Origin of the sequence: Litorimonas sp. (genome assembly GCA_029936425.1) — a bacterium.
Classification (GTDB): Bacteria; Pseudomonadota; Alphaproteobacteria; order Caulobacterales; family Maricaulaceae; genus Litorimonas.
The window spans coordinates 201,425-225,605 of the sequence record JAPYSU010000001.1 but is presented as its reverse complement, the minus strand read 5'-3'; the positions used below and the strand labels follow the sequence as shown (position 1 = coordinate 225,605).

Below are 24,181 nucleotides of genomic sequence, written 5' to 3'. Positions count from 1 at the left end.
CGCGCATAAATGAATTTTAGAGGCTGGGTTATTTTATATGGCAATTGAATTTTACGAGATGATCTCGCTTGGAGCCTATTTCGTCCTGATGATGGCGATCGGCCTATATGCCTATAAAAATTCAACTAGCGATGTTTCTGAATATATGCTTGGCGGGCGGAAACTCCACCCGGCCGTTGGCGCCTTGTCTGCCGGGGCCTCGGATATGAGCGGCTGGATGCTGATGGGCCTGCCCGGCGCCGTTTATGTTGGCGGTATTAGCGCGGCCTGGATCGCCGTAGGTCTGACCATCGGAGCCTATTTAAACTACAAATTCCTGGCGCCGCGTCTTCGTCTTTATACGGAAATGGCGAATGATTCGATTACCATTCCAGACTTTTTCGAAAACCGATTTGAAGACAAGTCCCATGCCCTGCGGATTATCTCGGCGCTAGTTATTGTTATTTTCTTCACGCTCTATACCTCTGCCGGCATTGTAGCGGGTGGTAAATTATTCGAGAGCGCCTTTGGCCTGAATTATTTCTACGGACTTTTCCTCACGGCCGGGGTTGTTCTTGCCTATACTGTCATTGGCGGGTTTCTGGCGGTTAGTCTGACGGACTTCGTTCAGGGCTGTATCATGTTCCTGGCCCTGATTATGGTGCCTATAATCGCCTTTTTCAGTATTGGCGGACTAAGCGGGGCGGAGGCCAGTATCGCGCAGGCAGGCCCGGCCATTAATATGGACGGCTCGTCGGGACCGGCGCGGGATCAGTTTTTCTCTTGGTGGACGGATGATATGACCTTCCTCGGCCTCATATCTCTTTTGTCCTGGGGGCTGGGATATTTCGGTCAACCGCATATTATTGTCCGGTTCATGGCCATTCGCACGGTCAAGGATATCGCCATTGCCCGCTGGATCGGCATGACGTGGATGACGATTGCGGTCATTGGCGCGGTGCTAGTCGGCTATATGGGCGTCGCTTATGTGCAGGAAAACAACCTGCAGGAAACGCTGCTTGACCCCGAGACGATTTTCATTCTGCTGAGCCAGGTGCTCTTCCACCCCCTGATTTCCGGCTTCCTGCTGGCGGCGATTTTGGCGGCGATTATGAGTACCATCTCTTCTCAGCTTCTGGTTTCGTCCAGCTCCTTGACCGAGGACCTCTACAAGACCTTTGCCCGCCGAAATGCGAGCCAAAAGGAATTGGTTCTGGTCGGACGGGTCGCAACGATCCTCGTCTCTCTCGTGGCGATTATGCTCGCCTTTGACCGCTCCAGCAATATTCTCTCCCTTGTGTCCAATGCCTGGGCCGGATTTGGCGCGGCCTTTGGCCCGGTTCTCCTTCTCAGCCTTTACTGGCGCGGCATGACCCGGGACGGCGCGCTGGCCGGGATGATTGCCGGCGCGGTGACCGTGCTGCTCTGGCTCTATCTGCCGGTCGAGATTGGCGGAGAAAGCCTGTCGGCGAACCTATATGAAATCGTGCCCGGCTTTATCATAGCGAGTGTGGCGGCGGTGCTGGTCAGTCTCTATGGCCGCGACGTCAAACCGAAAGTCGAGCTCGGCTTTATTGAGATGGAAGACACGCTTGAGGACGAATTACATCCGTCTGCCTAGCGCGCTCTCAAATTAAATTATCAAAGCCGGAGGCGAAAGCGTCCGGCTTTTTTATGGCCTGAATGTCTTTCGGACTTATTTCTCTTCCGGTTTCGGGTTTTTCAGACGCCGCTTGGTCAGATGCGAGGGCGGGCCCTTTTCGCCGCTGGCCATTTCCCCGCGCATATAGAGACGCTGCCATTTTTCGGCCACCGCCTTGCCTTCGCGTTTTTCGAGGCGGTCCAAAAACTCCGACCGCGAGCTCTGCCAATCCTTGAAATCGCGTTTGAGTTTAAAGTCCGACTCCATGTCCTTGATCCGCGGCTGAATGGACTCCAGCTCGTGATGCGGGATCAATGTGATAAAACAGAACGGCTCGCCCTTTTTAAAACTCACCTTCCCCGGCGCGGTCATTTGCCAGTTCATGGTGAAGGGATAGGGCAGCCAATCCGTCTCGACGAGGGCCGAGAGCGGCCCAATGCCGTGTTTCGGCTGATTGGGCGGCCCGCTGCAGAGCACGGCCCAGCCCGGCGGCGTGCGGAAAAGATGCCCGGTGTAAAAAGTGATAATGCCCATGGTAAAATGCGACAGCGCAAACCCCTTGATCATGTCGGGCGGCCCATTGCCCGTGACCTTGAGCGCGTCGGCGCTCGGCCCGCCATCCCATTCCAGCGTGACGTCAAACGGGCAGAGCAATTCCCACCCGGTCGAATTGGCCATGGTCAGCGGCAGGCAGCGATAGGCATGGCGATCGGGAAACCCGTCCATCCACGCCCGCCGAGACCGCCCGGCAATAATCTCGGGCGCGGGGTCCATGATCTTGTAACAATCCAGAAATAACTCGCTCATAATCCGTCCTTTTGCTTTAGATGTTATCAGACCATTTCGAGAGGGGATGTCAACCAAATCATCCGAACGCGGCTCTGCGAAGCAGAGGTAGTAAGGATGCAGGCGACTTTTCTTAATCCTTAGTTACACCGACGCAGGCGAAACCTGCCCGGTGCAAGTGCCTTAGGCTTGGCGTCTTGATCCGTAGAAGACGTTTTTCGCTGAACCGCCAAGGCACTTATACCGGGCGACCCGAGGGTCGCGTCGGTATGACAAGGGAGAGGATCGCCCACTTTTCCTGTCTTTCCGGGGCGCGAAGCGAACCCGGAAGATCGAGAGGTTGGGAGCCCTCCCCAATCGTCATTCCCTGGCTCGACCAGGGAATCCATACGATTCCTTTTCCGCTTTGGATAATTTTGCATTGGCTCTCATCGGCCCGTTTTCAAAATTAACTAACTTCACACTCGCCGCGCCTTCACCGCATGGATTCCCCGCTCGGAGGCGGGGAATGACGGAAGAGGAAGATGCAACCGCAGTGTCTGAATTGTGCATCGCCCAAGCGCCCTTTCCTACTGCCCATCGCGGGAACAGCTTTGGATCCTAACGCCCACCCCAACGCAGCTTGGGTTAGTGGGCGGCAACCTGCCACAAAAAATGTAGGACAGCCCGCGGGGTCGGCCCCCTGCCGGAGACCGAAAATAGATAATGTTTCGCAAAGGCCCGAGCCCCGCGGCAGCGATTGGAACCGGAACGGCCTCTTACATGGCTCCCACAGTCACGCCGGGAGGAAGCCGTTTGCAGCTTCTGGGCGCGGTAGGCAGGCTAACGCGTTCTCGGTGGCCCGGCACAGTCCGCCCGCGTCAACAGGCAGATGCTCAACCTCGCCGTCCCCCGAACCAGTGATGACGTCTCACCTGTCCTGCGCCCGAAGGAACAATTTTAGTTTGGCCGAGACAGACATCGATAAAATCGATGTCCGGCCCGAACCAAAATTGCAAAGCCGAAGCCCAAAAACTTGGAGAGCTTCGTCAATTACAACTCTCTGAATATAGAGGCAAAATAGAAAGTGAGGATTAGAATTTTGAGTTTCTTTTCGAAACAGGGGGGTTATCAGAATCTAAAGCGGGAATAATCCTCAAACCGCACGTTAGCCAAGTAAATAGACTTATCGCCAGCATCTCATTTCTTAGTCTTTCCCGCGGCACTTATGATTTTAGAGTATGTGACTTCTTGATAATCTGGATAAATGCCTAAGACCGCATCTCTACTCATCTCTCGTGTTCCTTCGCCACAAGTAAAGCATCGTATGCTAAATCCGTCTCCAGCCATCTGACCAATTTCATTGGTTTCAACAGAATCATCGGTAATGGGACCCTTAATGCAAAATAGTTCAGCTGCTTCACAAATCACAGCTAGGTAAAACGGGGGAATTTGACGTTTAGGCAAAACTGGCTCCAATAAAGTTAATTGTTAAGTTGATTTTCTACTGTGGCTAAATCTGATTTCGTTTGTTCAACAATAAGGGCCACACATTTATCGCAATGAACTGGTTTTGCAGTGAACCCATTTCTTAATTTTGGTATTTTAAAACAATGTCCACCTTTCGGTATTGGTTCCTTGCATCGTGTACAGGCCGTTGTTTTACCGCAAATATGTCTACTAGGTTTGCCTGTGGACATTGACATAAATGACGGTGTTTTGCCTTTCGGTTTAGCCATTTAACAGTCCTTTGAATCTCGTCGTTAATTGGTTTAGTATTTCCTCAAGAGAACTCGTCGCATTTTCAAACTCTTCGGTACTCCAATCCTTGCGCGGTTTGGGGTTTCGCTTTTTTACCTCCTTGTTTATCAGGGCGATACTGGCAATAAAGTTGTTAGAAGCGGGCACCCCAAGCTTTACCAGGTCACGCCCAGATCGGGTTACGTCCAATCGATTATTTAATATGTTTGCTGCCCGATTGACTTGTTGGTTAAGGCCTTTTTTTCTCATTTCCCATTCGCGCTGTGGGAGAACTTGATATGGTTGAGCAGCTGGAGAAGTTTTTCGATTATCTGGCCTATCGATTAGGAGCTCATTGGCTTTGTCAGGGTCCAACCCTAATGACTCAAGCTTTTCCCTAAGTTCTTGGATGATGTCTTTATCTTCGTCTGAAGTAAAATTCTCTTCAATCAATGAGCCGACAATCTCATAATTTACAACACCAGGTTCGGAGATTTTCATTCTGGCTGAACCATCAAGCACATCATTAGGTAAGGGAGGCTCTTTTCCACTAATCAACTCGTCCCAGAATTTTTTATCATCACTTTCAAATAAATGAAATTCTTTAAGGCGTTCATCTAAGTTCATTCCAGCATGAGTAACAACGTGCCCATAATTATCAGGATGCCCGGGAACATTTTGAACAATAACCCGCAAAACCCTGCCCACAAATTGAATGTAAGGTGCCAATGTTCTGAACGGACGGAATATCGCCGCGACACTAAGTTTTGGATGATCAAACCCTTCACCTAACATTTGAACCTGAACTATGCAGTCCAACTCGCCACTTTTTAGCTTACGTTTAACCGCAGCCTTTTTGTCTTCGTCCATTGCGCTGAATATCAAATCAGTTTTGAATCCTCGAGCGTTATATAGAGCTGTAATTTTTTTTGCATGATCCACACTGCACGCAACAGCAATCAACTGGTGCGCCGTACCTGTCTCGCGCAACTGTTCCAACTTTTGCAAGCTATTATCCACGATTGTCTGATTGCAAGGCTCTGAAAGAGCTACGCCACGGCTGAACCAATCCTTTTCTTTCATCTTGAGCACGGCTTCCAACGAATATACTTTAGTCTCACCCTTGACGGTAAACTCTAATTCACTTGGTGCTGCATATGAGGCCGTTATTCGTTTGATGTATCCCTTCTGTGTCGCCTTTTTAAACGGATACCTGTAGATAAGTTCCCCATCAATTTCTTGTCCATCCCCTCGAAAAGGGGTGGCTGTCATATTTAAAACTTTTGCATCGGAGAAATGGTTTAACACCTGCTTCCAGCTTTTTGCTGGTGCATGATGAGCTTCATCTACAATAATTAGATCAAAAAAGTCTTTTGGAAATTTACGTAGCCATTTGTCTGGATTTGTAGATAATTGCTGAACGTTGGAAATAATAATGTGGGACTTTTCACATACTGTGATGTTTCCGGTGTCTAGGGTTGTCGCAAAGGGCCCACCAATCATTACCTCATCAGTTAAAACGCCACGTTTGCGCCAGAAACATTTTTGCCTGTTGGTAACATCAAAGGACTCAAACAGGCCTTCTTTGATGGTCAAATTGGGTGCAACTATTAAAACTCGACCTTCTGCTATACCGAATGGAATTATGGCAGCTATTCCGGATTTTCCGCATCCGACAGGTATTTGAATAACAGCTGTTTTCCCGCCAGCACGAAAGTATTCATAAGCTTTCAAATAAGCCTCAATCTGAGGCTCACGTAATTGCAAATTTTCATCGATATGGGCTGGAGATTTAGTAAAAAATTCTTCCAAGGGAATGTTTGACCGCACCCAAGCATCCAGGTCATTGCGATTAAATAGCCATTTCGTACCGATTTTATTGGATGGTATACGTCCCTCTCTGGCCAACTCATAGAGGGCAGTCTTCCCCATCTGTAAATATTGAGTGGTTTCATCCACGGACATCCATTCTTGGGTCATAACTCACCTTTATACCATCATATACTGTCATTTGCTATCATACGGCATCGATATATGCAAGGTGTTTGATAGGCGTTACTCTGCGTTTGATGTACCGCGCCTAATTATCCGATTATAGTTTGAAAATATTCCCAATGTTTCTTTAGCACCCCTACTCCCGCCTAAGCACCCCTTCCGTCACCGCGCTGCCGACCTTTCCCGCCTTGAACCGCGCTTTCACGTCCGCCGCGTCATAGACCCTCTCGACCCAGTCCATGAAGTCTATCGGGGTGTGGGCGTTATAGGTCAGATACTCCTCAAAGAAGAAGTCGAGCATGCCTGTCTTGCCCTGTTTGATATGGCCGTATTTCAGGTCGAGCTGGTGGACGGCCTCGGCGATAGTGTCGCCCATGACGAAGTGGCGGTAGAGGACGGCCATCATCCCCGCGCGGTCGGCGCCGGATTTACAGTGCATGAGGGCGGGGTAGTCTATGCGCTTAAACAGGTCGCGCGCGCCTTTAAGCCGGGTGACGCTATGGACGTCGCGGCTATACATACGAAAATCGATGAGGCGGATGCCGTGTTTTTCGCAGGCTTCGCGTTCCAGCCAATAAAAGCCTTTCGGGCTTTCCCCGCGCAGGTTGATAATGGTTTTTATCCCCATCTCGGCGAGCTTGGCCACGCGCTTGGCATTTGGCTGCACGGCGCGGTGCATGCCGCCGCCGATATGATGGTGGTTATGGAGCCAGAGCCGCAGAAATCCGTGATCGCCCCAGAGCGCTTCGCGATTAGCGCGTTTTCTGTCAGCCCGATTGTTGAGATTTAACGCCATATGACCTAAGCCGAAAAAGAAAACGATATGTCGCACTTAACAGGAGGGATGCGCGTGTTCAAACGCTTGATGCGCTCATCAGCGATGGCGACTGTCATTGGATGGTTGGTCGCGGCCTATATGGTGGTCGTAAAATACACCACAAGGTGGGAGGTGGAGCACGCCGAACGCGCCGAGCCGATCATTGCGGGCGGGGAAGGCTTGATCGCGCTGACCTGGCATTCGCGGTTTCTGATGCTCAATTCGGCGTGGAAACGATCCTACGCTTTGCCGCATGTTCTAATTTCGCGCTCTCGCGACGGGGCGATTGTGGCGCAGACCTGCCGGTTTCTGGGGCTACGCTCTATTCGCGGCTCGACGAAAAAGGCCGGGAGCGACCGCGCAAAAGGCGGCGCGCAGGCCAGCCGCGATATTCTCAGTGCGATAGAGCGCGGCGGCTGTATCGTCATTACGCCGGACGGGCCGCGCGGGCCGCGGCAAAGGCTCGGCGCGGGGCCGCTGCGTCTGGCCAAAATGACGGGCGCGCCGATATTGCCGTGCCTGTTCGCCGTGAAATCCCGCAAGCAATTTGACAGCTGGGACCGCTTTGTCCTGCCTCTGCCGTTCGGGCGGGGCAAGATTGTCTGGGGCAGCCCTGTGACGGTGGGCGCGGACGCCGATGAAGCCGAGATAGAGCGCCTTCGCCTCGGCATAGAGACAGAAATGAACCAGCTTCTCGCCGGGGCGGATCGTGATTTGGGGCACATGCCTGTGGAGCCTGCATAATGACGGCGCGGCTTTATGCGCTGTTGATGCGGGGGCTGTCGCTCTTCCTGCCGCTCTGGCTTCGCCGCCGCGCGCGGGCGGGCAAGGAAGACGCAAGGCGCCTGTCGGAGCGCTATGGCCGGACGGAGCGAAAGCGCCCCAAAGGGAAGCTCATCTGGATGCACGGCGCGTCTGTCGGCGAGACGACGATGATGCTGCCTTTGATCCACCGCCTGCTCGAGACGCCGGGGCGGTCCGTCTTGGTGACCAGCGGGACGGTGACCTCTGCCGAACTCATGGCAAAGAAACTGCCCAAGCGGGCCTTTCATCAATATGTGCCCTTCGACGCGCCGCAAATGGTGGCGCGGTTCCTGGCACATTGGCGGCCCGACCTGGCCGTCTGGGCGGAGTCGGAAATCTGGCCGAACCTCGTCCTGCAAACGGATAAGGCGGGCATTCCCATGGCGCTCATCAATGGGCGGATGGGGGCGCATTCGATTGAGGGCTGGGCGAAGCGGGAGACGTTTGCGAAGCAGGTCTTTGGATGTTTCGACCGAATTCTCCCCGCAGACGCGCAAACCGCGCAAGGGCTATCGCAATTTGTGGACGCGCCTCTCTCTTCTGTCGGCAATCTGAAATATGACGCGCCGACGCTAAGCTTTAACGCGGCGGAGCGCGGCGCGCTCAAGTCACATATCGGAGACCGCCCGGTCTGGGTCGCGGCGAGCGTCCACGCCGAAGAAATGGACGTCTTCATCGACGCGCAGAAAGAGATCGGCAAAGACGCGCTCCTCGTCCTCGTCCCGCGCCATCCGGGCGACGCGGCGTCGCGCATGCTGCTCGGCGCGCATCCAAGCTTGAGCTTTGCGCAGCGCTCAAAGCCGCAAACACCGACCGCCGAAACAGATATCTATCTCTGCGATACGCTGGGCGAGATGGGGCTGGCTTATGCGTTGGGCGACGTCGCGGTTGTCGGCGGATCCTTTTCGCCGGAGCTGATGGGGCATAATCCGCTGGAACCTGTCAGGCTGTCCGTCCCGACCCTGACAGGACCGCATTACACAAGTTTCGAAGAAGTCTATGCGCCTTATCTTCAGGCCGGGGCGATTAAAGTGGTTGAAGACGGGGGCCACCTTGCCCAAATAGTCAAAACCATGTTGACCGACACACAAACACGTACAGAAATGACCAAGCGGGCCAGCGCGATTGCCGCGAAAATGTCCGGCAGTCTGGACATCACCCACCGCGCGCTTGAGGAGCTGCTCTGATGCAGCCGCCGGATTTCTGGAACCACCGTCATGGACGCGACGCCGCCCCGCTGATCCGCACGCTGCTCTCGCCCCTGTCCTGGCTGTATACCAAAGGCGTGAGGCGGCGGTTCAAAACCACGCAGAGCTATGATGTCGGCATCCCCGTTATCTGCGTCGGTAACGCCACGATGGGCGGAACGGGCAAGACGCCGGTCGTGATTTACCTACTCCAGAGTCTGCGCCGAATGCAGCTCAATGCGGTGGGGCTGACGCGCGGATATGGCGGGCAGCTGAAAGGCCCCATCCCCGTGCATGAACGCCACACTTCCAAAGATGTTGGCGACGAACCGCTTTTGCTCGCCCGTCACGGTCCCGTCTGGGTATCCGAAGGCCGCGATGACGGCGCCAGAGCGGCGCGAAGTCACGGCGCGCAATTAATTGTCATGGATGACGGCCACCAAAACCCGCAGCTTACAAAAACGCTTTCCCTGTTAGTTGTCGATGCAGAAACCGGATTTGGCAATGGCTGCGTCTTTCCCGCCGGGCCCTTGCGCGAGCCCCTGAAAGACGCCCTCGCGCGAACCGATGCGGTTATCTTGATGAAGCCGACCCCGGATTACGAAATAGACGATCATTTGGCCAAACAGCTTGAAGGTCAGGTCGTGATACCGGCCTATCTCGCTCCGCAAAGTGAACCCCCTCGTGGTAAACTTTACGCCTTTGCGGGAATAGGACGGCCAAATAAATTTTTCGACGCGCTGCGACGGCATGGCGGGGAAATTGTCGAAGAAGTGCCTTTCGCCGACCATCATCCCTATGACGACGCCGATATTGAAAGTCTCTTTCTGCTCGCGAGCGAATATGACGCCTCATTGGTGACGACAGAAAAAGATCATGTCCGCCTGCCCCAAGGCTACCGCAAAGGCATTCACGCCTGGCCCGTCAAAGTGGTCTTTGAAGACGAACTTACTATTCGCCGATTGCTCCACCCTATCATCCGGGCCACAACTTGATGCCCGTCTCGTTCGGGCAAAAACTGGCGTGGCGTCTCGAAGCCCTTGCCTATGACGTGGTCAGCTTTTTTCTGAATTTATTTCCGTTCTCCTGGATTTCGAAGGCAGGCGGATGGAGTGTCAGAAAAATCGGGCCGCTCACCTCGAAACAGAAAATTGCCAAGACGGGCCTTCAAATCGCTTTCCCGGATATGCCGGATGAGGAATTAAATAAGCTGCTCCGAGATCAATGGGACAATGTTGGGCGCACATTTGCCGAATTCCCGCTTCTCCACCGCATACAGGCTTTTGACGGCTCTCGCGTTATGGTGGAGGGTCTGGACATTTTCAAGGCCAATGCCCCGGCGATTATTGTGACAGGACATTTCGCAAATTGGGAAGTTATGGCGACCGTTCTGACGCAATCCGGACTGCCCGTGCGGATCACCTATCGCAAGATAAATAACCCCCATATTGACCGACGCGTTCGCGAAAAACGCGAAGCTTATGGCACAAAATTCCTGGTCCAGAAATCCACTCACAAAGGCGGCCGGGAATTATTTGAAGCGCTCAATAACGGCGAGAGCATCGCGATTTTAAACGATCAAAAATTCAATACAGGATTGTCCATTCCTTTTTTTGGGACGGAGGCCATGACCGCGCAGGGGGCAACGCGGCTCGCTCTTAAAACCGGGCGCCCGCTCCTGCCTATGGCGGTGACGCGAGACGGATCGGATTTCACGGTAACTTTTTATTCTCCGATAGAGTTGACGAAGACAGGCGATAAAGACAATGATGTAAAAAAAGGCGTGACGAGGGTAACAAAGTTTATTGAAGACCGCGTCCGCGAGAAACCCGCTCAGTGGTTTTGGGTGCACAGACGTTGGCCAAAAAAACATTATCGGCCAAAGACATAAATTCCGGGGGGAAATAAAAATGCGTCATTATTTAATACCGCTTGCGGTTCTGCTGGCAGGATGCGGCGCCAAGGCGCAAGATCAAGACCAGGAAAGATCTGAAAATTCGGCCTCGAATGACAGCGCTGTCTTATTTGCCGATGCCAATCCGATTTACGTCAATCAACACGGATTTTCACCTGAGAGCCATAAGCTCGCCTTTTATCGGGGCGAATTGGACAGCCCGGCGACCTGGTCACTTCATAACGAAAACGGGGATGTTGTGCTGGACGGCGTGACCGAGCCTGTCGGCTACTCCGAAACGGCGCAGCAACATCTGAATAAAATTGATTTTTCTGACTTCGATACGCCCGGGGACGGATATTATCTGACCGTCCGAGGCACAAATAGTCCCTACTTCGACATAGCGAGAGACCTTTATAAATCCCTCAAATATGACGCGCTCGCCTATTTCTATCATGCCCGCGCTGGCGTTCCAATTGAGACGCCTTATGTAAGCGCCGAACATGCCCGCCCCGCCGGACATACCAATGAAGTCGTGACCTGTTTCAAGGGCGAAGACCTCTGGGGGACGAAGTGGCCGGGATGTGAATATGAATTGGACGTGACGGGCGGGTGGTATGATGCGGGCGATCACGGCAAATATGTCGTCAATGCCGGCATTTCGACCTGGACCCTTCTCAATGCCTATGAGCAATTCGGCGAGAGTTTTACCGATGGGAAAGTCAATATTCCCGAAGCCGGAAACGGCGTGAACGACCTGCTCGACGAGGCGCGATATAACATCGAATGGATGCTTTCCATGCAGGTGCCGGACGGCACAACAATGAAGTTGCCGGTAGGCAAGCAAGAGTCAGGTAAGTCGTTAGAGCTGACTGAAGTGGACGCGTCAGGCATGGCGCATCACAAAGTTCATGATGAAACTTGGACAGGCAATATCATGCCGCATGAGGATGAGGAAACCCGCTATCTCTATCCGCCAAGTACGGGGGCGACATTGAACCTCGCGGCAATTGGCGCGCAATGCGCACGAATTTGGCGTGAGATTGATCCTGAGTTTTCGGAGCGGTGTTTTGAAAGTGCAACGAAAGCCCTTAACGCAACTCAAGAAAGCCCAGATATTTACGGGTATAATAATTTCGACGGGGGCGGACCTTACGGGGACGGTGACTTCCTAGACGAGAAAAAATGGGCCCTGTACGAGTATAATCTTACTAATCAAGTTCTTGGGGCTGGCTCGGAAGCTGTTCTACCTGCGCCAAGTAATAATCTGTCAGCTCCAGGGTTTAACAATACAGAGCTGTTAGCTTTACTTTCGACTCGTCAAACCAATCCTATTTCTGAAGATACAATAATCTCTTCGGCTGATAATTTCCTGTTAGACACAGCGCAAGAAAAACTCCACTTCCCCTATTATTCGGAAAGATATCATTGGGGCAGTAATTCCGCGCTGACCAATCGCGCTATTGTTCTCGGCACAGCCTATCAATTGACGGGTGAACAAAAATATCGCGACGGCGTCGTCGATTTGATGGATTACCTGCTGGGGCGAAACCCGACGGGCTATAGCTATATCACGGGCTATGGCGATAAACCTTACAAGAACCCGCATCACCGGTTCTGGGCGAAGTCGCAAATCGGGGACCGTCCTGAGCCGCCCGCAGGCGTTCTCTCCGGCGGGCCCAACAACACGAATATGAGCGACCCGGTGGCGGAAAAATTAAAAGGCAAATGCGCCGCCCAGACCTGCTATGTCGATGACCACGGCGCGTGGACATTGAACGAGGTCACAATTAACTGGAATGCGCCTTTAGTCTGGATGGCAGCATTTTTGGATGCGACGGAGCCATAGTCCGGTCAGCATTTTATCTGGGGGATGAAATGCAGGATTATGGCGAAGTCGCCCGGCGTCGGAGACGACGGGTTTCACCCTCTCCCGTCATTACCCGGATTAAGCCGTCTTCCGGCCTTTCGTCGCGTCCCATTGATCGAATTCGTGAGCAATGCAGCGTTCAATTAATTTGCGCCAGACGGGTTCTGCAATATCGGCGGAGAGGCCTCGTTCTTTGGCTTCCACCAGGACTTTGGCGACAACGTCTTCAATCCGTTCTTCGTCATAGACGGCGTCGCGGCTCTTCTTGATGCGGGCGGCGGCGTGCATATAGCCTTGGCGAATGACCAGAAGGCGGACGATTTCGCGGTCCAGACTGTCCACGCCCTTGCGGACATCCGTCATGGTCTGGCATTCATCAGGGAGCGGCGCGGCCGGATGGGGATCAGATTTTATCGGCGACATAATCAATCAGCTTTCTGAAGGCCATTCCGTGAGAAGTTCCGGATCGAGATTACGATTGCGCCATTTCAAACGCCAGCATAAATGCGGCCCGGTTGAGCGGCCTTTTGTCCCGACGGTCGCCACTTGTTCGCCTTGCTTCACATGCTGTCCGTCTTCGACGACGATATCTTCCATATGAAGATAATAGCTGATGAGGCCCTGGCCGTGATCAATCAGCAGGAGCGAGCCTTCAAAATACATGTCCTCGTCGGCCATGGAGACGATGCCGTCCGCGGGCGCGACAATGGGCGTGCCTTTCGGCGCGGCGAGGTCGACGCCGTAATGCGGCTTTTTGGGTACGCCATTTAGAATACGCTGCGCGCCGAAATTAGTGGTTTTGATATAATCGGCCTGGATCGGATAGATAAATCCATCTTTAAATCCGACTTCCTCTTGGCGGGAAGCAAAACCGATTTTTTTACGGGCGGTGGCGGCGCGGATACGTTTTAATTCTTCTTCGGTATATTCATTGACCATATTGGACGGCAGGCCGTCAATTTTCGAGGTATCATAGTCGCGGGGAGACAGATCGAAACTGACCCGTTTACCTGCATATTCGACGAAATTATCGCTCTCGTCTCGGTCAAAGCCAACAAACAGAACGCCGTTGTCGTCCGCGTTTTCGAAATAGAAATCGTCTTTGCCGCGCGCGATTTTGACTTTCGCATTTGGCTCGGTGCGGCAGACAATAAGTCCGCCCTGCTGCGCCATGCCGGAGCAGGCGATAGGGGGAGTTTGGGGTGTGGAGGTTTGGGCGGAAACAGGAGTTGAGACCATAAGAGCTGCAATTACAAAAATCATCAATATGTTCTTCTCCCCGCCTGCGGGGGGAAGTGGCTGGAGCGAAGCGGAAGTCGATGGGGGGAGATTTTCAAATGAAGAGCCAAAACGAGAGTTGCCCCCCATCCCCTGCTTTGCAGGGACTTCCCCCCGCAAGCGGGGAGAAGAGAGCCGTGAACGTCTTAGCAATTTCATCCCCATCACGCATTCGCCTTTTTATGGGCTTCGAGACTTGCGGCCGCGTCTTTATAGGCTTCCTGACGGTCATCATTCCAGTAATGCAGGCGCTCCAACGGGATTTTCTCGCCCGTAACCGCGCAGACGACAAAGGCGCCCGGCTTCAGAATGGTGAAATCTGACGCGCCGTAATGGAGCTGCGCTTCGCCTTGGTTTTGGAAAAAACTATTCATGAGAGCGCTATAACGGGTTGCGCCGCGAAAGCGAAGAGGGAATGGCGGTTAGAATAGGTCGCCTTGCGGGGTTTCAGGCTTCGGCGTTTTAGAGGGCTTTTTCGGTTTAGCTTTCAGAGTCGTTCCACCTGCAATCACGGCGGCTCTCTCGCCGTCTGCAAAGGTGAGGCTCACGCCTTGCCCGGCGCTGACGGCATCTTTGCTGCGCACCACGTGACCTTTATCGTCCTGCACCAAAGCGTAGCCACGATCCAGCACACCTTGATAGCTGTAGGCGTCGAGGAGTTTCGCGGCGCGGTCGAGGCGGTTTGATTGCGACTCCAATTGGCGTCTTATGGCTTGCTCCGCCGATTTTTCCATCCGGATGATTGTTTCCCCCTGGCGGGTCAGCGTTTCCTTGGCGCGGGAATGAGTAAAGCGCATGGCCGCCCGGAGCGCTTTGTCGCGTTCGGCGAGGCGTTCGGCGGCGCGGGAGAGAATCTGCGTCATGCTCGGCAGGCGCTGCAAGGCGAGCGCGTTTTTCTGCGGCTCGTAAAGGCGCTGCGGGGACGGCAGGCGCGCTGCGGCCAGATCGAGCCTTTGTTGCGCAGGGGCGAGGACCGTATCCAGTCGCGGCAAGCGGGCCGCGCGCAATCTGTTTTCACGCTCCAGGACCGAGCGTCGGAGGCCGCGCCCCAATCTCAGCCCGAAATCGGCCAGTGTTTCCAGCCAGTCCGCCATGACCGGGACGGCCACTTCAGCGGCGCCGGTCGGTGTCGGGGCGCGGTAATCGGCGACATAATCAATCAGCGTCCAATCAGTTTCATGCCCGACCGCCGAAATCAGCGGAATGGTGGAGCTGGCCGCCGCCCGCGCGACAATTTCTTCGTTGAAACACCAGAGGTCTTCCATGGAGCCGCCGCCGCGCGCGACGATCAGAACGTCAGGTTTCGGAAAGCCCTCTGCATGGTTGAAGCCTGTAATGGCCGAGGCAATCTGCTCGGCGGCCTTGTCGCCCTGGACGAGGACAGGCCAGACAAGGACGTGACTCGGGAAACGGTCAGAGATGCGGTGCAGAATATCCCGGATCACAGCGCCTGTTTGCGACGTCACCACCCCGATGGTTTTCGGCATGAACGGCAGCGGCACCTTTCGGCCTTCATCAAACAGGCCCTCGGCGGCGAGCGCTTTTTTACGCTTTTCATAGAGCGCCATGAGCGCGCCGGCGCCCGCCAGCTCCATTTTATCGACGATGAGCTGATAATTCGATCGGCCGGGATAGGTGGAGAGCTTGCCTTCGCAGACCACTTCCATGCCTTCTTCGGGCCGCATGGAGAGACGCCCCATGACGCCTTTCCAGATAATGGAATTAATCACCGCCTTGTCGTCTTTGACGTCGAGATAGCAATGGCCGGAGCGGGCAATGGTGACGCGCCCCAACTCCCCGCGCACGCGGACATGGCCATATTGCTCCTCAATACTACGCTTGAGCGAGAAGGCGAGTTCGGAAACGGTAAATTCGGGCGTATTGTCAGACATAATTGACGAAGGATTAGAATGGATTTGAACGAGTGTATAGGGTAGGTGACACGCGAAAAAGAGGTATCACTATGAACGTATTACTTATCGGCTCCGGCGCGCGCGAACATGCTCTGGCCTGGAAACTGGCGCAAAGCCCCCTTGTGACCGAGCTGACCTGCGCGCCCGGAAATGCGGGTATTGCCGAGGTCGCCAATATTGTCGATATTGCCGCCGATGATGTGACGGGACTGCTCGCGCTTATCCAGCGGGACGGATATGATTTCGTCGTCGTCGGCCCTGAGCAGCCTCTCGCGCTTGGCCTTGTCGACGCCCTACAGGCGCGCGGCGTCAAAGTCTTTGGCCCGACCCAGGCGGCGGCGCAGCTCGAATCCTCCAAATCCTTCACCAAGGAATTTTGCAAGCGCTATAATATCCCCACGGCGGATTACGGCGTCTTTACGGATCTGGCGGAAGCGAAAGCGTATCTTCAAACCATGTCTGCGCCTTACGTTCTCAAAGCGGACGGCCTCGCGGCCGGTAAAGGCGTGGTCATTCCCGAAACCCTGAAAGACGCGGAAGCCGAGCTGGAAGAGTTTTTCTCCGGCAAATTCGGCGACGCCTCAAACAAGGTCGTGATCGAAGAATTCATGACAGGACAGGAGGCAAGCTTCTTTGCCATTTCCGACGGCAAAAACGCCCTGCCCCTGATAGCGGCGCAAGATCACAAACGCGCGTTTGACGGCGACAAGGGGCCGAATACGGGCGGAATGGGGGCTTACTCCCCGGCCCCGGTCTTTGATGACGCGGCGCTGAAAACCGTGATGGAAAAAATTATCCAGCCCACGGTTCGCGGCATGGCCAAGGACGGCAACCCCTTTGTCGGCGTATTGTTTGCCGGATTGATGATGACCCCGGACGGGCCGAAACTGATTGAATATAATGCCCGTTTCGGAGACCCCGAATGTCAGGTCATGATGCGCCGCCTGCAAAGCGATTTGATGGAAATTTTCATCGCGGCGGAAAACGGCACGCTAGACACGCTCGAGGCGCCGATATGGTTTGACGCGCCCGTCGTCAATGTCGTCCTGGCCGCCAAAGGCTATCCCGGAAAATATAATAAAGGCACGCCGATTAACGGACTGGAAGACGCGAATGAAACGGACGGCGTCGTCATCTTTCACGCCGGCACGAAACGCGACGGCGCGCAGTTGCAGGCGGCAGGCGGACGCGTCCTCTCTGTCACGGCCCAGGCCCCCACTCTGAAAGAGGCGGTGGATAAAGCCTATGACGTCATTGATACGAAAATTGACTGGGAAGACGGCTTTTGTCGGAGGGATATTGCGTATCGGGCGTTATAGGAAGTTATCTGTTCGCTGATTGCTGATTGCGAAGGGATGAGGCCTTAGGCTATCATCCGCAATGGGGGCAAAGGAGACATTAAAACTTCGACTTTCATGGTCGGTAGACTTGCTAAAATTTATGAATGATGCACTCATTCGAATCATGCAAAGTAATTCACAACTAAGCTAAAAGGCTTAAGGCATTGCTCGAAGAGGGCCGATAAACAATGAGCTCGCAGATCAAAGTATCTAGCAATAACGCGCTTGTAGTTCGCCTTTTGGCGCAGGCAAAAATTGCATTAATGCAAGGGTTACTTGTTCACTGGATTACTGAGATTTCTTGGAAAGACAAAGACCAAGTTATTTTTGCTCTCATTCAATTGGAAAAAGAGGGATTGAATGTTGCATCTGAATTCATAACTAATCCTCTCACTAGTAGTTCAGAGAACGGATTTTTTCGTACTCAAGAAATAGTTGCAAGTTGGATGCCTCTATCAATTGCAAATATTTTTGAACTAGCCCGAATTGCGGAGAATTTCGTCGTTACGGGCGGCAAAGATATGACCGTAGGGGTAATCTATGGGGCCTGGGAGAAATTGATACAAAATAGACTCAATGAAGCAGAGAGTTTCATCCAGCATTCGATAGAAGCGTCTTCAGACAAAACCCTATTACTTGCAACCTTGAACGGCCTTGTGAATTCGAGCGGTGAGCTTGCTTTCGTAACCTCATTGCCTCTCGTTGATAATGATAATGCTGATGTTAAACGTGCAGCCATTCTCGCGATCTCAAACATAAAATTGTCTCAGCAACAGGCGCGACTCTGGATGAACAGACTCATGGCATTGGAAGTAGACCCGAATTTTAGTGAGAAGGATTTACTTGCTCATGCTTTTTTACGCTTATGCCGTCGCAAATATGAAAGCCTAGCTAACAAGCATCAAACTAAAATTCTACATGTTTTGCATTTGGATCAACCCGAAGTTCGTTATCGTTTATATGAAGAGCTATGGCGGCATGAAGCACATTACTCTGATTGGGTGATATTTGAAGTTATTACAACAATGTCGGAAATCACTACTGATGAATTGGGGTGTTTGGATCGCATTGGGATGTGGTTAGGAAAGAAAAAAATTAGGCGCGAGTTCCACAAGGTAAGGGCTGCTATCTTCATGCTTGCGAACAGCGAATTTAAGTTGCGTCATAAAGAACTCTCATGGTTTCGTAGCCAACTATTAGCTGACTACCAGTCTGAGTTAGCAGAACTATTAGTTCTCCTACTTTTAAATTCCGATACTAATGTATCGCGTCAATCACTTGATTTGGTGGATCGACTCGATAATTCCCTGCTGAGATTTCCTGACACTTCACTTCTCAATGACAAAACTGCGCGTTCGGTGTTGCTCTCGAAGGCCATGGGGCACAGCATGTTTGAACGTGGACTAGTATTGTCCGTAGCATGTGCAGTATTTAACAGGGCCGTTGATGATGACGAGTTAACGCAACTAATTTCAGATTTTACAGGGTTTTGGCTTAGAAATTTCCCGGGGGATTACGACTTAATGCTACAAGCAGGTAAAGATAAGCATTTGTCTAAAACAGCAGAAAAAGCTCTGCGCAGACATGCAAAACCATTTGTAGACCGACTATCAAACCTAAAGTCACAAAAAGCTTTTGCCGTCGAAGTTGAACAACGCCTAGTCCAGATGTCTTTACGACTAGAAGAAGCAAGGCAAGTTCGCCAAGGTGCTAATGACGCTTCAGTCTTTGCCGACCTCTTTACCACAAAGAACATACTTCACGGCTCTGAAACTGTGTTCTCGGTATTCAGAGGGGATGACGAAAACCCACAGCGACAAGTTACCCCGATGAGTTCTATCTCTCATTCATTAACCGTTCCCATGATGTCGGTCCTCTGTCCAACCTACTATCAGTATCAACGTCTCACTCTGTTAGGGAGGACGGTCTAGAGCAATGAAACAGTTGATGCGCGAATACATTGCTTCTCTGGGTGAGAGAGCAGACTTAGAAAAGCTTTTACCTGATATTTTAAGCGAAATCGGCATGAAGGTAATTTCGCGCCCTGGGCGCGGAACTCGGCAATATGGTGTTGATGTACTGGCAACGGGTTTAGATCCAAATGATAAAACTAAGAAACTCACATATCTGATTACAATCAAGTCTGGTGATATTGGACGATCTGATTGGGATTCAGGGCCACAAGCCGTAAGGCAGTCAATTAATGATATAGTGGATGTATATATCCCAACTCATCTCCCGCCCGGTCTGAGGAATACCAATAAGATCATTGTCGTATGCTGCGGGGGTCATGTTCAAGAAGCTGTTCGGCAGAATTTGTCTGGCCTAACAGCAAATATCGAAAGTCAGCACCAAGATGTTAGTTTTCAGGAATGGAATGGCGATCATTTAGCTGATATCGTTATGTCTGGCGTTTTAAGGGAAAGCGTTTTCTCGAATGAGATGCGGTCACAATTAAGAAAAGCGATTGCATTTGTTGACGAAGCTGAGGTCTGCGAACGACACATGGAAAACTTGTGTCGCGCTCTCAGCAATAAAAATCTAAGCAAGCGAAAAAATCAAATTACGGCATTAAGACAGATTAACTTGGCTTTATTCAGTATTTTTGTTTGGGCAAGAGATGCTGAAAATTTAGAAGGTGCTTACCGAGCTAGTGAAGTGGCTCTTCTATATGCATGGGATATTTCCCGAACTGCTCTGGGCGTGAAATCCAAATCAGCCAATACGGCAATAGCAGCCGCAGTATCAGTGGCAAATATGCATCTAAATATCTTAAGTCGTTTCGTTGAAACATATATAGTGCCTTCAGCTTATATTATCGACGGTCTTGCTTCTCAAATTCCAAGTGCCGCATCCGTTGATGTCAATCTTAAGATGTTTGACCTGTTAGGTCGCGTGGCAATATTGGGGCATTGGCGATTACAAGAGCAATATCGAAGGATGAAGGTTGGAGCCGATTATGGTTCTGAAGTGGAGATACAAGAAATCCGAGATATTGCTAATATCATCGATGCAATGATTAATAATAATCCGGTATTTTACTCGCCAGTGTCAGATTATCAAAATACGGAAATATCATTAGCGCTTTCCTTTTTAGCGGCTGCGGGCTGGGAAAACACAATAACCTCATGGTCTCAACAAATGTTTGCCGCCTGTAAGTTCGCGTATGAAACGGATGGGAACTACCCGATGGCAACCCCAGTGTACTCAGACCTTGCCAACCGCGTTCGCGGAGATAAAACACTGCGAGAAAAATTCACGAACGCTAATGTGCTTTATGCTGCATTGTTGGTTGAGTTTGGACGTCAGGGAAATGACATGAACCTCCAATCTCTTCAAAAGTTTTTGAAGGAAAGTTTACCCCATACTACGACACAATTCTGGTTTCCCAACATCGCGAGTGAGGAGCTTTTATGGACGAATTCTGACGTTCATGGCCGTGCAATGACTGAGATACCCGACGATGAATGCTCTGTCGATTTCATTACAAAGTTAAACAGCATACTTAAGCATGAGGATGGGTTTCAGAACCTATCCGCAGTTCAGGCGATGTTGTGGACAATACCGCTAGTTGCCTTCCGTCGATACAAATTGCCTGTTCCTATTTCATTTCAAACTTTGTTGTCCGGAATACTAAACGAACTTATGAAGGCTGATGCGAACTCCTCGGAAAATTGAAAAAACGATAAGATAAAAGTAGCTATAATACTTCTTGTCTCTATTTTTCTCTATAATACTTCTTGTCTCTATTTTTCTAATGTCCGCAATGAGGATAATCCCCCCGAAATCACACCCCTCCACAATCCTCTCACGCGAAGGGCCTTCGCAAAGGTTAAGAATGTGTTAAGGGTGGGATATGACCTATCGTACCCTCCTGACCTCCGCCGCCGCTATTTCCTTTCTTATCGGGGGGATTGGCGTTGCTTTTGATTCGTTTGCCCATGACGGCCCGCATGATAATTATGAGGATTTTACCCTGATTCATGCCGGAGAGGTTCTGGCCGTTCCCGGTGAAGACCCTATTTCTGACGCGACCATTATCATCCATGACGGGAAAATTGTCGGTGTGGAAGAAGGCTTTCTTGAAGATGACGCGGCGACCATTCTCGATAAGAAAGAGATGTTCTTTCTGCCCGGCCTGATCGACAGCCACGTTCACCTTCGTAGTGAATGGTCTCCGACGTCGCGCTGGGAACCGGTTCTGATGGAATCCGGCGATAGCGCGTTTCAGGCGGCCAAAAATGCCAAGACCACATTGATGGCGGGTTTTACCGCCGTTCAGGACGTAGGCGGCCCCCCGGAAATTTTTGCGCTGAAACGCGCCATTAATGACGGCACGGTTCCCGGCCCGCATATTCAGGCCGCCGGGTCTTCGATTTCCGTCACGGGCGGACATGGCGACGCCCATGGGTTCAAAGATGATTTGCTGCATTTTTTCGCGTCCGAGACGATTTGCGACGGCCCGGCAGATTGCCGGCGCGCCACACGTCAGGCGGTCAAGAACGGGGCGGATGTTATCAAGATCACGGCGACAGGCGGGGTGTTGTCCAACACCAATGCCGGGACGGGTCAGCAGTTTTTCAATGACGAGCTGGACTCCATTGTCGAAGCCGCCACCAAAATGGGCCGCAAGGTCACCGCGCATGCCCATGGCAAAGAAGGCATTGAGAGCGCCTTGAAAGCCGGGGTGAAGTCCATCGAACATGGAACGTATTTGGACGCCGGGACAGCCGCGCTTTTCAAACAATATGACGCGACCCTCGTGCCGACTATCCTCGCCGGGATGACGGTCGTCGATTGGGCGGAAAATACCGATTGGCTACCTCCGAACTCGGCCGAGAAAGCCTTGCAGGTCGGCCCGCAAATGCTGGATATGGCGCGCATTGCCTATGAAAACGGCGTCAATATTGCCTTTGGCACGGATACCGGCGTGTCCAAACACGGCGAAAATGCCAAAGAGTTTCAATATCTGATGCAGGCGGGCATGAGCGCGCAGGAAGCCATCGCCTCTGCCACCACGGTTGCGGCCAAACATATCGGACTGGAGGACGTTATCGGGTCTCTGGAAGAAGGCAAATATGCCGACCTTATTGGGGTGGACGGTAGTCCCCTCGAAGATATCGAAGAATTAATGGATGTCGATTTCGTTATGAAAGGCGGCGTGATTTACAAGAATGAGGAGTAGTGGGTAAGTTCTATACAATAGAAATGAAACGCTGAATGAGATGACGGCATAAACCTCGCCTCTTTGTCATTACGACAGGGAAAAAGATAAACACCCCCATTGTCATCCCGGCCCCCGCGCCGGGATCATTGCAGACTGCCTCGGATGCTAAAATCGCAGATAAACTCCAATCTCAGCTTCTGAGAATAGCGGAAAAGACCCCGGCGCGGGGGCCGGGGTGACAAAGGAATAGTTTTGGCTCAGAATCTAACTGTCCTGACCGAATTTCGGCGGCGCGGCTCTTCTGAGTGTGCTAGATCAATCCCATGACGCAGCCCCTTACAGATGACAAACGCTACGCCGCTTTGCGGGATAAAGAAGCGGCAAAGGGTCTGCGCTTTTATCTCGGCGTCACCTCGACAGGCATTTTCTGCCGTCCGGGATGTCCGGCGCGCTTGCCGCTGCGGAAAAACTGCCTGTTTTTTGAGACGGTTCAAGACGCGCTGCTGGCCGGGTTTCGGCCCTGCAAACGCTGCCACCCGCTTGGCGGGCAACATCAAATGCTCGAAGTCCTGATGGCGGATATCCTCGCTGATCCCTCAAGGGATTGGTCGGAAGCCGCTCTGCAAGACCAAGGCTATTCCCCCAAAACCTTACGGCGGACCTTCAAAGATCATACGGGCTTTAGCCTCAGCGATTTTGTGCGTTGGGTTCGGTTAGGACGCGGGGCAAAATCCCTGCAAAAAGGAGACAGTGTGATAAACGCCCAACTGGACGCGGGCTTTGACAGCCCTTCAGGATTTCGCGCCGCCTATGCGGGCCTGTTCGGTAGCGCCCCTGCCAAAACAAAATTTTCAGACCACGCGCCGCTGTCCATCGCGTGGCATGAAACGCCTCTCGGACGAATGGTGAGCATCGCGGATGAAACCGCTCTCTATATGCTCGAATTTACCAATCGGGTCAAAATGATCGGGCAAGTGAAGCGCTTATATCGCCTTCATCGACGCCCGATTGAAGCGGGGCGAACCGCCATTTCCGGACAAATCGAAGCGGAGCTGACATCCTATTTCAAGGGGGATTTAACCGACTTCCGAACGCCACTGACTTTGACCGGCACGGCGTTTCAGAAACAGACCTGGGCGCAATTACAAAAAATTCCCTATGGCGAAACGCGGAGCTATGCGGATTTGGCGGTTGCCGTTGGAAATGACAAAGCCGTCCGCGCTGTGGCGGGGTCAAATGCCAAGAACGGGCTCGCCCTGATTGTGCCGTGCCACCGCGTGATTGCCAAAGATGGCGGGCTTGGCGGCTATGCCGGAGGGCTGGACCGCAAGCGGGCTTTACTGGCGCTCGAAGGCGTCGAGATTAAAGCGCAAATGTAAGCTGCGCCGTCAGGTTCTGATTAACGCTCGTCGCAATGGACGCCCGGGTCAACACCGCCCCGTTTTTCACGATGACATCATTGAGCAGACCGTAAAGCGCCTGTGTGTCCTGCGTTTCAATCCAGACGGTCAGGCTTTCCCGTCCGTCAGGCTGAACGCGGGAGGGGTTAATCCCCCGGGCGCGAGCGGTTTCGATAAAGACGGCCTGGCTGAAGGGGCGCGTCACAGCGGCCCGGCCGCCGGAGGAGAGAGTCGGAAGGGTGCGCGCGACCGTCGTTTCGGTTCACCGAGTCTCATTTCATGTAGGAGCATACCAAAACTGCTCAAAATCGCACGTGTTGTTTCAAATTCTCAATAGGAGATAGGTGAGCAGCGCGTAATGCTCTGAGCCGACATGTCTAAAGGACAAGC

General features: G+C 52.5%; 21 protein-coding genes. 11 read left to right on the top strand and 10 right to left on the bottom strand.

Features of this window, described 5'->3' with window-relative positions; all coding sequences use genetic code 11:
* The first annotated feature begins 37 nt into the window (after positions 1-37).
* Positions 38-1,600, top strand: a complete 1,563-nt coding sequence (gene putP / locus ACN0IC_RS01140; protein ID WP_416876909.1) for a sodium/proline symporter PutP — start codon at positions 38-40, stop codon at positions 1,598-1,600.
* Between the two features lie 75 nt (positions 1,601-1,675).
* On the opposite strand, the gene ACN0IC_RS01135 is transcribed toward putP, so the two are convergent.
* From ACN0IC_RS01135 to ACN0IC_RS01115, 5 genes are all read right to left on the bottom strand, one after another.
* Positions 1,676-2,428 carry a DUF6065 family protein gene (locus ACN0IC_RS01135; protein WP_416876908.1) on the bottom strand — a complete coding sequence of 251 codons (753 nt, stop codon included), beginning with the start codon at positions 2,426-2,428 and terminating at the stop codon, positions 1,676-1,678.
* A 119-nt stretch (positions 2,429-2,547) separates the two neighbouring features.
* The gene (locus ACN0IC_RS01130; protein WP_416876907.1) at positions 2,548-2,796 is read right to left on the bottom strand and encodes a hypothetical protein; all 249 of its coding nucleotides are present in this window, start codon (positions 2,794-2,796) and stop codon (positions 2,548-2,550) included.
* Between the two features lie 1,074 nt (positions 2,797-3,870).
* The gene (locus tag ACN0IC_RS01125; RefSeq protein WP_416876906.1) at positions 3,871-4,125 is read right to left on the bottom strand and encodes a hypothetical protein; all 255 of its coding nucleotides are present in this window, start codon (positions 4,123-4,125) and stop codon (positions 3,871-3,873) included.
* Positions 4,118-6,106: a DEAD/DEAH box helicase family protein gene (locus ACN0IC_RS01120; RefSeq protein ID WP_416876905.1), complete on the bottom strand. Its 1,989-nt coding sequence runs from the start codon at positions 6,104-6,106 to the stop codon at positions 4,118-4,120. The genes ACN0IC_RS01125 and ACN0IC_RS01120 overlap by 8 nt, the downstream gene beginning before the upstream one ends.
* A gap of 151 nt (positions 6,107-6,257) precedes the next feature.
* Positions 6,258-6,953 (bottom strand): fused DSP-PTPase phosphatase/NAD kinase-like protein, encoded by a 696-nt coding sequence (locus ACN0IC_RS01115; protein WP_416876904.1) that lies wholly within the window; start codon positions 6,951-6,953, stop codon positions 6,258-6,260.
* On the opposite strand from ACN0IC_RS01115, the gene ACN0IC_RS01110 reads away from it, so the two are divergent.
* The 5 genes from ACN0IC_RS01110 to ACN0IC_RS01090 are packed head-to-tail and all read left to right on the top strand — an operon-like array spanning position 6,945 to position 12,672.
* Entirely contained in the window at positions 6,945-7,682 is a 738-nt protein-coding gene (locus tag ACN0IC_RS01110) for a lysophospholipid acyltransferase family protein (protein ID WP_416876903.1), read from the top strand. The genes ACN0IC_RS01115 and ACN0IC_RS01110 overlap by 9 nt on opposite strands.
* Positions 7,682-8,929: a 3-deoxy-D-manno-octulosonic acid transferase gene (locus ACN0IC_RS01105; protein WP_416876902.1), complete on the top strand. Its 1,248-nt coding sequence runs from the start codon at positions 7,682-7,684 to the stop codon at positions 8,927-8,929. Before ACN0IC_RS01110 ends, ACN0IC_RS01105 begins: the two co-directional genes overlap by 1 nt.
* Positions 8,929-9,924 (top strand): tetraacyldisaccharide 4'-kinase, encoded by a 996-nt coding sequence (gene lpxK / locus ACN0IC_RS01100; RefSeq protein WP_416876901.1) that lies wholly within the window; start codon positions 8,929-8,931, stop codon positions 9,922-9,924. The genes ACN0IC_RS01105 and lpxK overlap by 1 nt, the downstream gene beginning before the upstream one ends.
* Positions 9,924-10,820, top strand: coding sequence for a lysophospholipid acyltransferase family protein (locus ACN0IC_RS01095; protein WP_416876900.1), 897 nt, complete (start codon positions 9,924-9,926; stop codon positions 10,818-10,820). The genes lpxK and ACN0IC_RS01095 overlap by 1 nt, the downstream gene beginning before the upstream one ends.
* A gap of 19 nt (positions 10,821-10,839) precedes the next feature.
* Positions 10,840-12,672, top strand: a complete 1,833-nt coding sequence (locus ACN0IC_RS01090) for a glycoside hydrolase family 9 protein (RefSeq protein ID WP_416876899.1) — start codon at positions 10,840-10,842, stop codon at positions 12,670-12,672.
* A 99-nt stretch (positions 12,673-12,771) separates the two neighbouring features.
* Here the strand turns inward: ACN0IC_RS01090 and ACN0IC_RS01085 are convergent, their stop codons facing one another.
* The 4 genes from ACN0IC_RS01085 to xseA form a co-directional block, all read right to left on the bottom strand.
* Positions 12,772-13,116, bottom strand: a complete 345-nt coding sequence (locus tag ACN0IC_RS01085; RefSeq protein ID WP_416876898.1) for a chorismate mutase — start codon at positions 13,114-13,116, stop codon at positions 12,772-12,774.
* 6 nt (positions 13,117-13,122) lie between these two features.
* A complete protein-coding gene (locus ACN0IC_RS01080; protein ID WP_416876897.1) occupies positions 13,123-13,956 on the bottom strand; it encodes a M23 family metallopeptidase in 834 nt (277 codons plus the stop codon).
* A 179-nt stretch (positions 13,957-14,135) separates the two neighbouring features.
* Entirely contained in the window at positions 14,136-14,345 is a 210-nt protein-coding gene (locus ACN0IC_RS01075) for a DUF2093 domain-containing protein (protein WP_416876896.1), read from the bottom strand.
* 48 nt (positions 14,346-14,393) lie between these two features.
* Positions 14,394-15,863, bottom strand: a complete 1,470-nt coding sequence (gene xseA / locus ACN0IC_RS01070) for an exodeoxyribonuclease VII large subunit (protein WP_416876895.1) — start codon at positions 15,861-15,863, stop codon at positions 14,394-14,396.
* Between the two features lie 71 nt (positions 15,864-15,934).
* On the opposite strand from xseA, the gene purD reads away from it, so the two are divergent.
* From purD to ACN0IC_RS01045, 5 genes are all read left to right on the top strand, one after another.
* On the top strand, positions 15,935-17,203 hold the full coding sequence (gene purD / locus ACN0IC_RS01065) for a phosphoribosylamine--glycine ligase (RefSeq protein ID WP_416876894.1): 1,269 nt from the start codon (positions 15,935-15,937) through the stop codon (positions 17,201-17,203).
* A 209-nt stretch (positions 17,204-17,412) separates the two neighbouring features.
* Positions 17,413-19,155: a hypothetical protein gene (locus ACN0IC_RS01060; RefSeq protein WP_416876893.1), complete on the top strand. Its 1,743-nt coding sequence runs from the start codon at positions 17,413-17,415 to the stop codon at positions 19,153-19,155.
* Between the two features lie 4 nt (positions 19,156-19,159).
* Positions 19,160-20,902, top strand: coding sequence for a hypothetical protein (locus tag ACN0IC_RS01055; RefSeq protein WP_416876892.1), 1,743 nt, complete (start codon positions 19,160-19,162; stop codon positions 20,900-20,902).
* 178 nt (positions 20,903-21,080) lie between these two features.
* A complete protein-coding gene (locus tag ACN0IC_RS01050) occupies positions 21,081-22,409 on the top strand; it encodes an amidohydrolase family protein (RefSeq protein WP_416876891.1) in 1,329 nt (442 codons plus the stop codon).
* Between the two features lie 305 nt (positions 22,410-22,714).
* Positions 22,715-23,770 carry a bifunctional transcriptional activator/DNA repair enzyme AdaA gene (locus ACN0IC_RS01045; RefSeq protein ID WP_416876890.1) on the top strand — a complete coding sequence of 352 codons (1,056 nt, stop codon included), beginning with the start codon at positions 22,715-22,717 and terminating at the stop codon, positions 23,768-23,770.
* On the opposite strand, the gene gspM is transcribed toward ACN0IC_RS01045, so the two are convergent.
* Entirely contained in the window at positions 23,754-23,996 is a 243-nt protein-coding gene (gspM, locus tag ACN0IC_RS01040; protein ID WP_416876889.1) for a type II secretion system protein GspM, read from the bottom strand. The two genes, ACN0IC_RS01045 and gspM, sit on opposite strands and share 17 nt — an antisense overlap.
* Positions 23,997-24,181: the final 185 nt, after the last annotated feature.

Bases quoted from the DNA above. Each gene is read 5' to 3' on its own strand.
- ACN0IC_RS01105 (WP_416876902.1), top strand. From the start codon at position 7,682: ATGACGGCGCGGCTTTATGCGCTGTTGATGCGGGGGCTGTCGCTCTTC.
- xseA (WP_416876895.1), bottom strand. From the start codon at position 15,863: ATGTCTGACAATACGCCCGAATTTACCGTTTCCGAACTCGCCTTCTCG.
- ACN0IC_RS01055 (WP_416876892.1), top strand. From the start codon at position 19,160: ATGAAACAGTTGATGCGCGAATACATTGCTTCTCTGGGTGAGAGAGCA.
- lpxK (WP_416876901.1), top strand. From the start codon at position 8,929: ATGCAGCCGCCGGATTTCTGGAACCACCGTCATGGACGCGACGCCGCC.
- putP (WP_416876909.1), top strand. From the start codon at position 38: ATGGCAATTGAATTTTACGAGATGATCTCGCTTGGAGCCTATTTCGTC.
- purD (WP_416876894.1), top strand. From the start codon at position 15,935: ATGAACGTATTACTTATCGGCTCCGGCGCGCGCGAACATGCTCTGGCC.
- ACN0IC_RS01120 (WP_416876905.1), bottom strand. From the start codon at position 6,106: ATGACCCAAGAATGGATGTCCGTGGATGAAACCACTCAATATTTACAG.
- ACN0IC_RS01130 (WP_416876907.1), bottom strand. From the start codon at position 2,796: ATGGATTCCCTGGTCGAGCCAGGGAATGACGATTGGGGAGGGCTCCCA.
- ACN0IC_RS01085 (WP_416876898.1), bottom strand. From the start codon at position 13,116: ATGTCGCCGATAAAATCTGATCCCCATCCGGCCGCGCCGCTCCCTGAT.
- ACN0IC_RS01045 (WP_416876890.1), top strand. From the start codon at position 22,715: ATGACGCAGCCCCTTACAGATGACAAACGCTACGCCGCTTTGCGGGAT.
- ACN0IC_RS01125 (WP_416876906.1), bottom strand. From the start codon at position 4,125: ATGGCTAAACCGAAAGGCAAAACACCGTCATTTATGTCAATGTCCACA.
- ACN0IC_RS01090 (WP_416876899.1), top strand. From the start codon at position 10,840: ATGCGTCATTATTTAATACCGCTTGCGGTTCTGCTGGCAGGATGCGGC.
- ACN0IC_RS01110 (WP_416876903.1), top strand. From the start codon at position 6,945: ATGTCGCACTTAACAGGAGGGATGCGCGTGTTCAAACGCTTGATGCGC.
- ACN0IC_RS01080 (WP_416876897.1), bottom strand. From the start codon at position 13,956: ATGATTTTTGTAATTGCAGCTCTTATGGTCTCAACTCCTGTTTCCGCC.
- ACN0IC_RS01135 (WP_416876908.1), bottom strand. From the start codon at position 2,428: ATGAGCGAGTTATTTCTGGATTGTTACAAGATCATGGACCCCGCGCCC.
- ACN0IC_RS01075 (WP_416876896.1), bottom strand. From the start codon at position 14,345: ATGAATAGTTTTTTCCAAAACCAAGGCGAAGCGCAGCTCCATTACGGC.
- ACN0IC_RS01095 (WP_416876900.1), top strand. From the start codon at position 9,924: ATGCCCGTCTCGTTCGGGCAAAAACTGGCGTGGCGTCTCGAAGCCCTT.
- ACN0IC_RS01060 (WP_416876893.1), top strand. From the start codon at position 17,413: ATGAGCTCGCAGATCAAAGTATCTAGCAATAACGCGCTTGTAGTTCGC.
- ACN0IC_RS01050 (WP_416876891.1), top strand. From the start codon at position 21,081: ATGACCTATCGTACCCTCCTGACCTCCGCCGCCGCTATTTCCTTTCTT.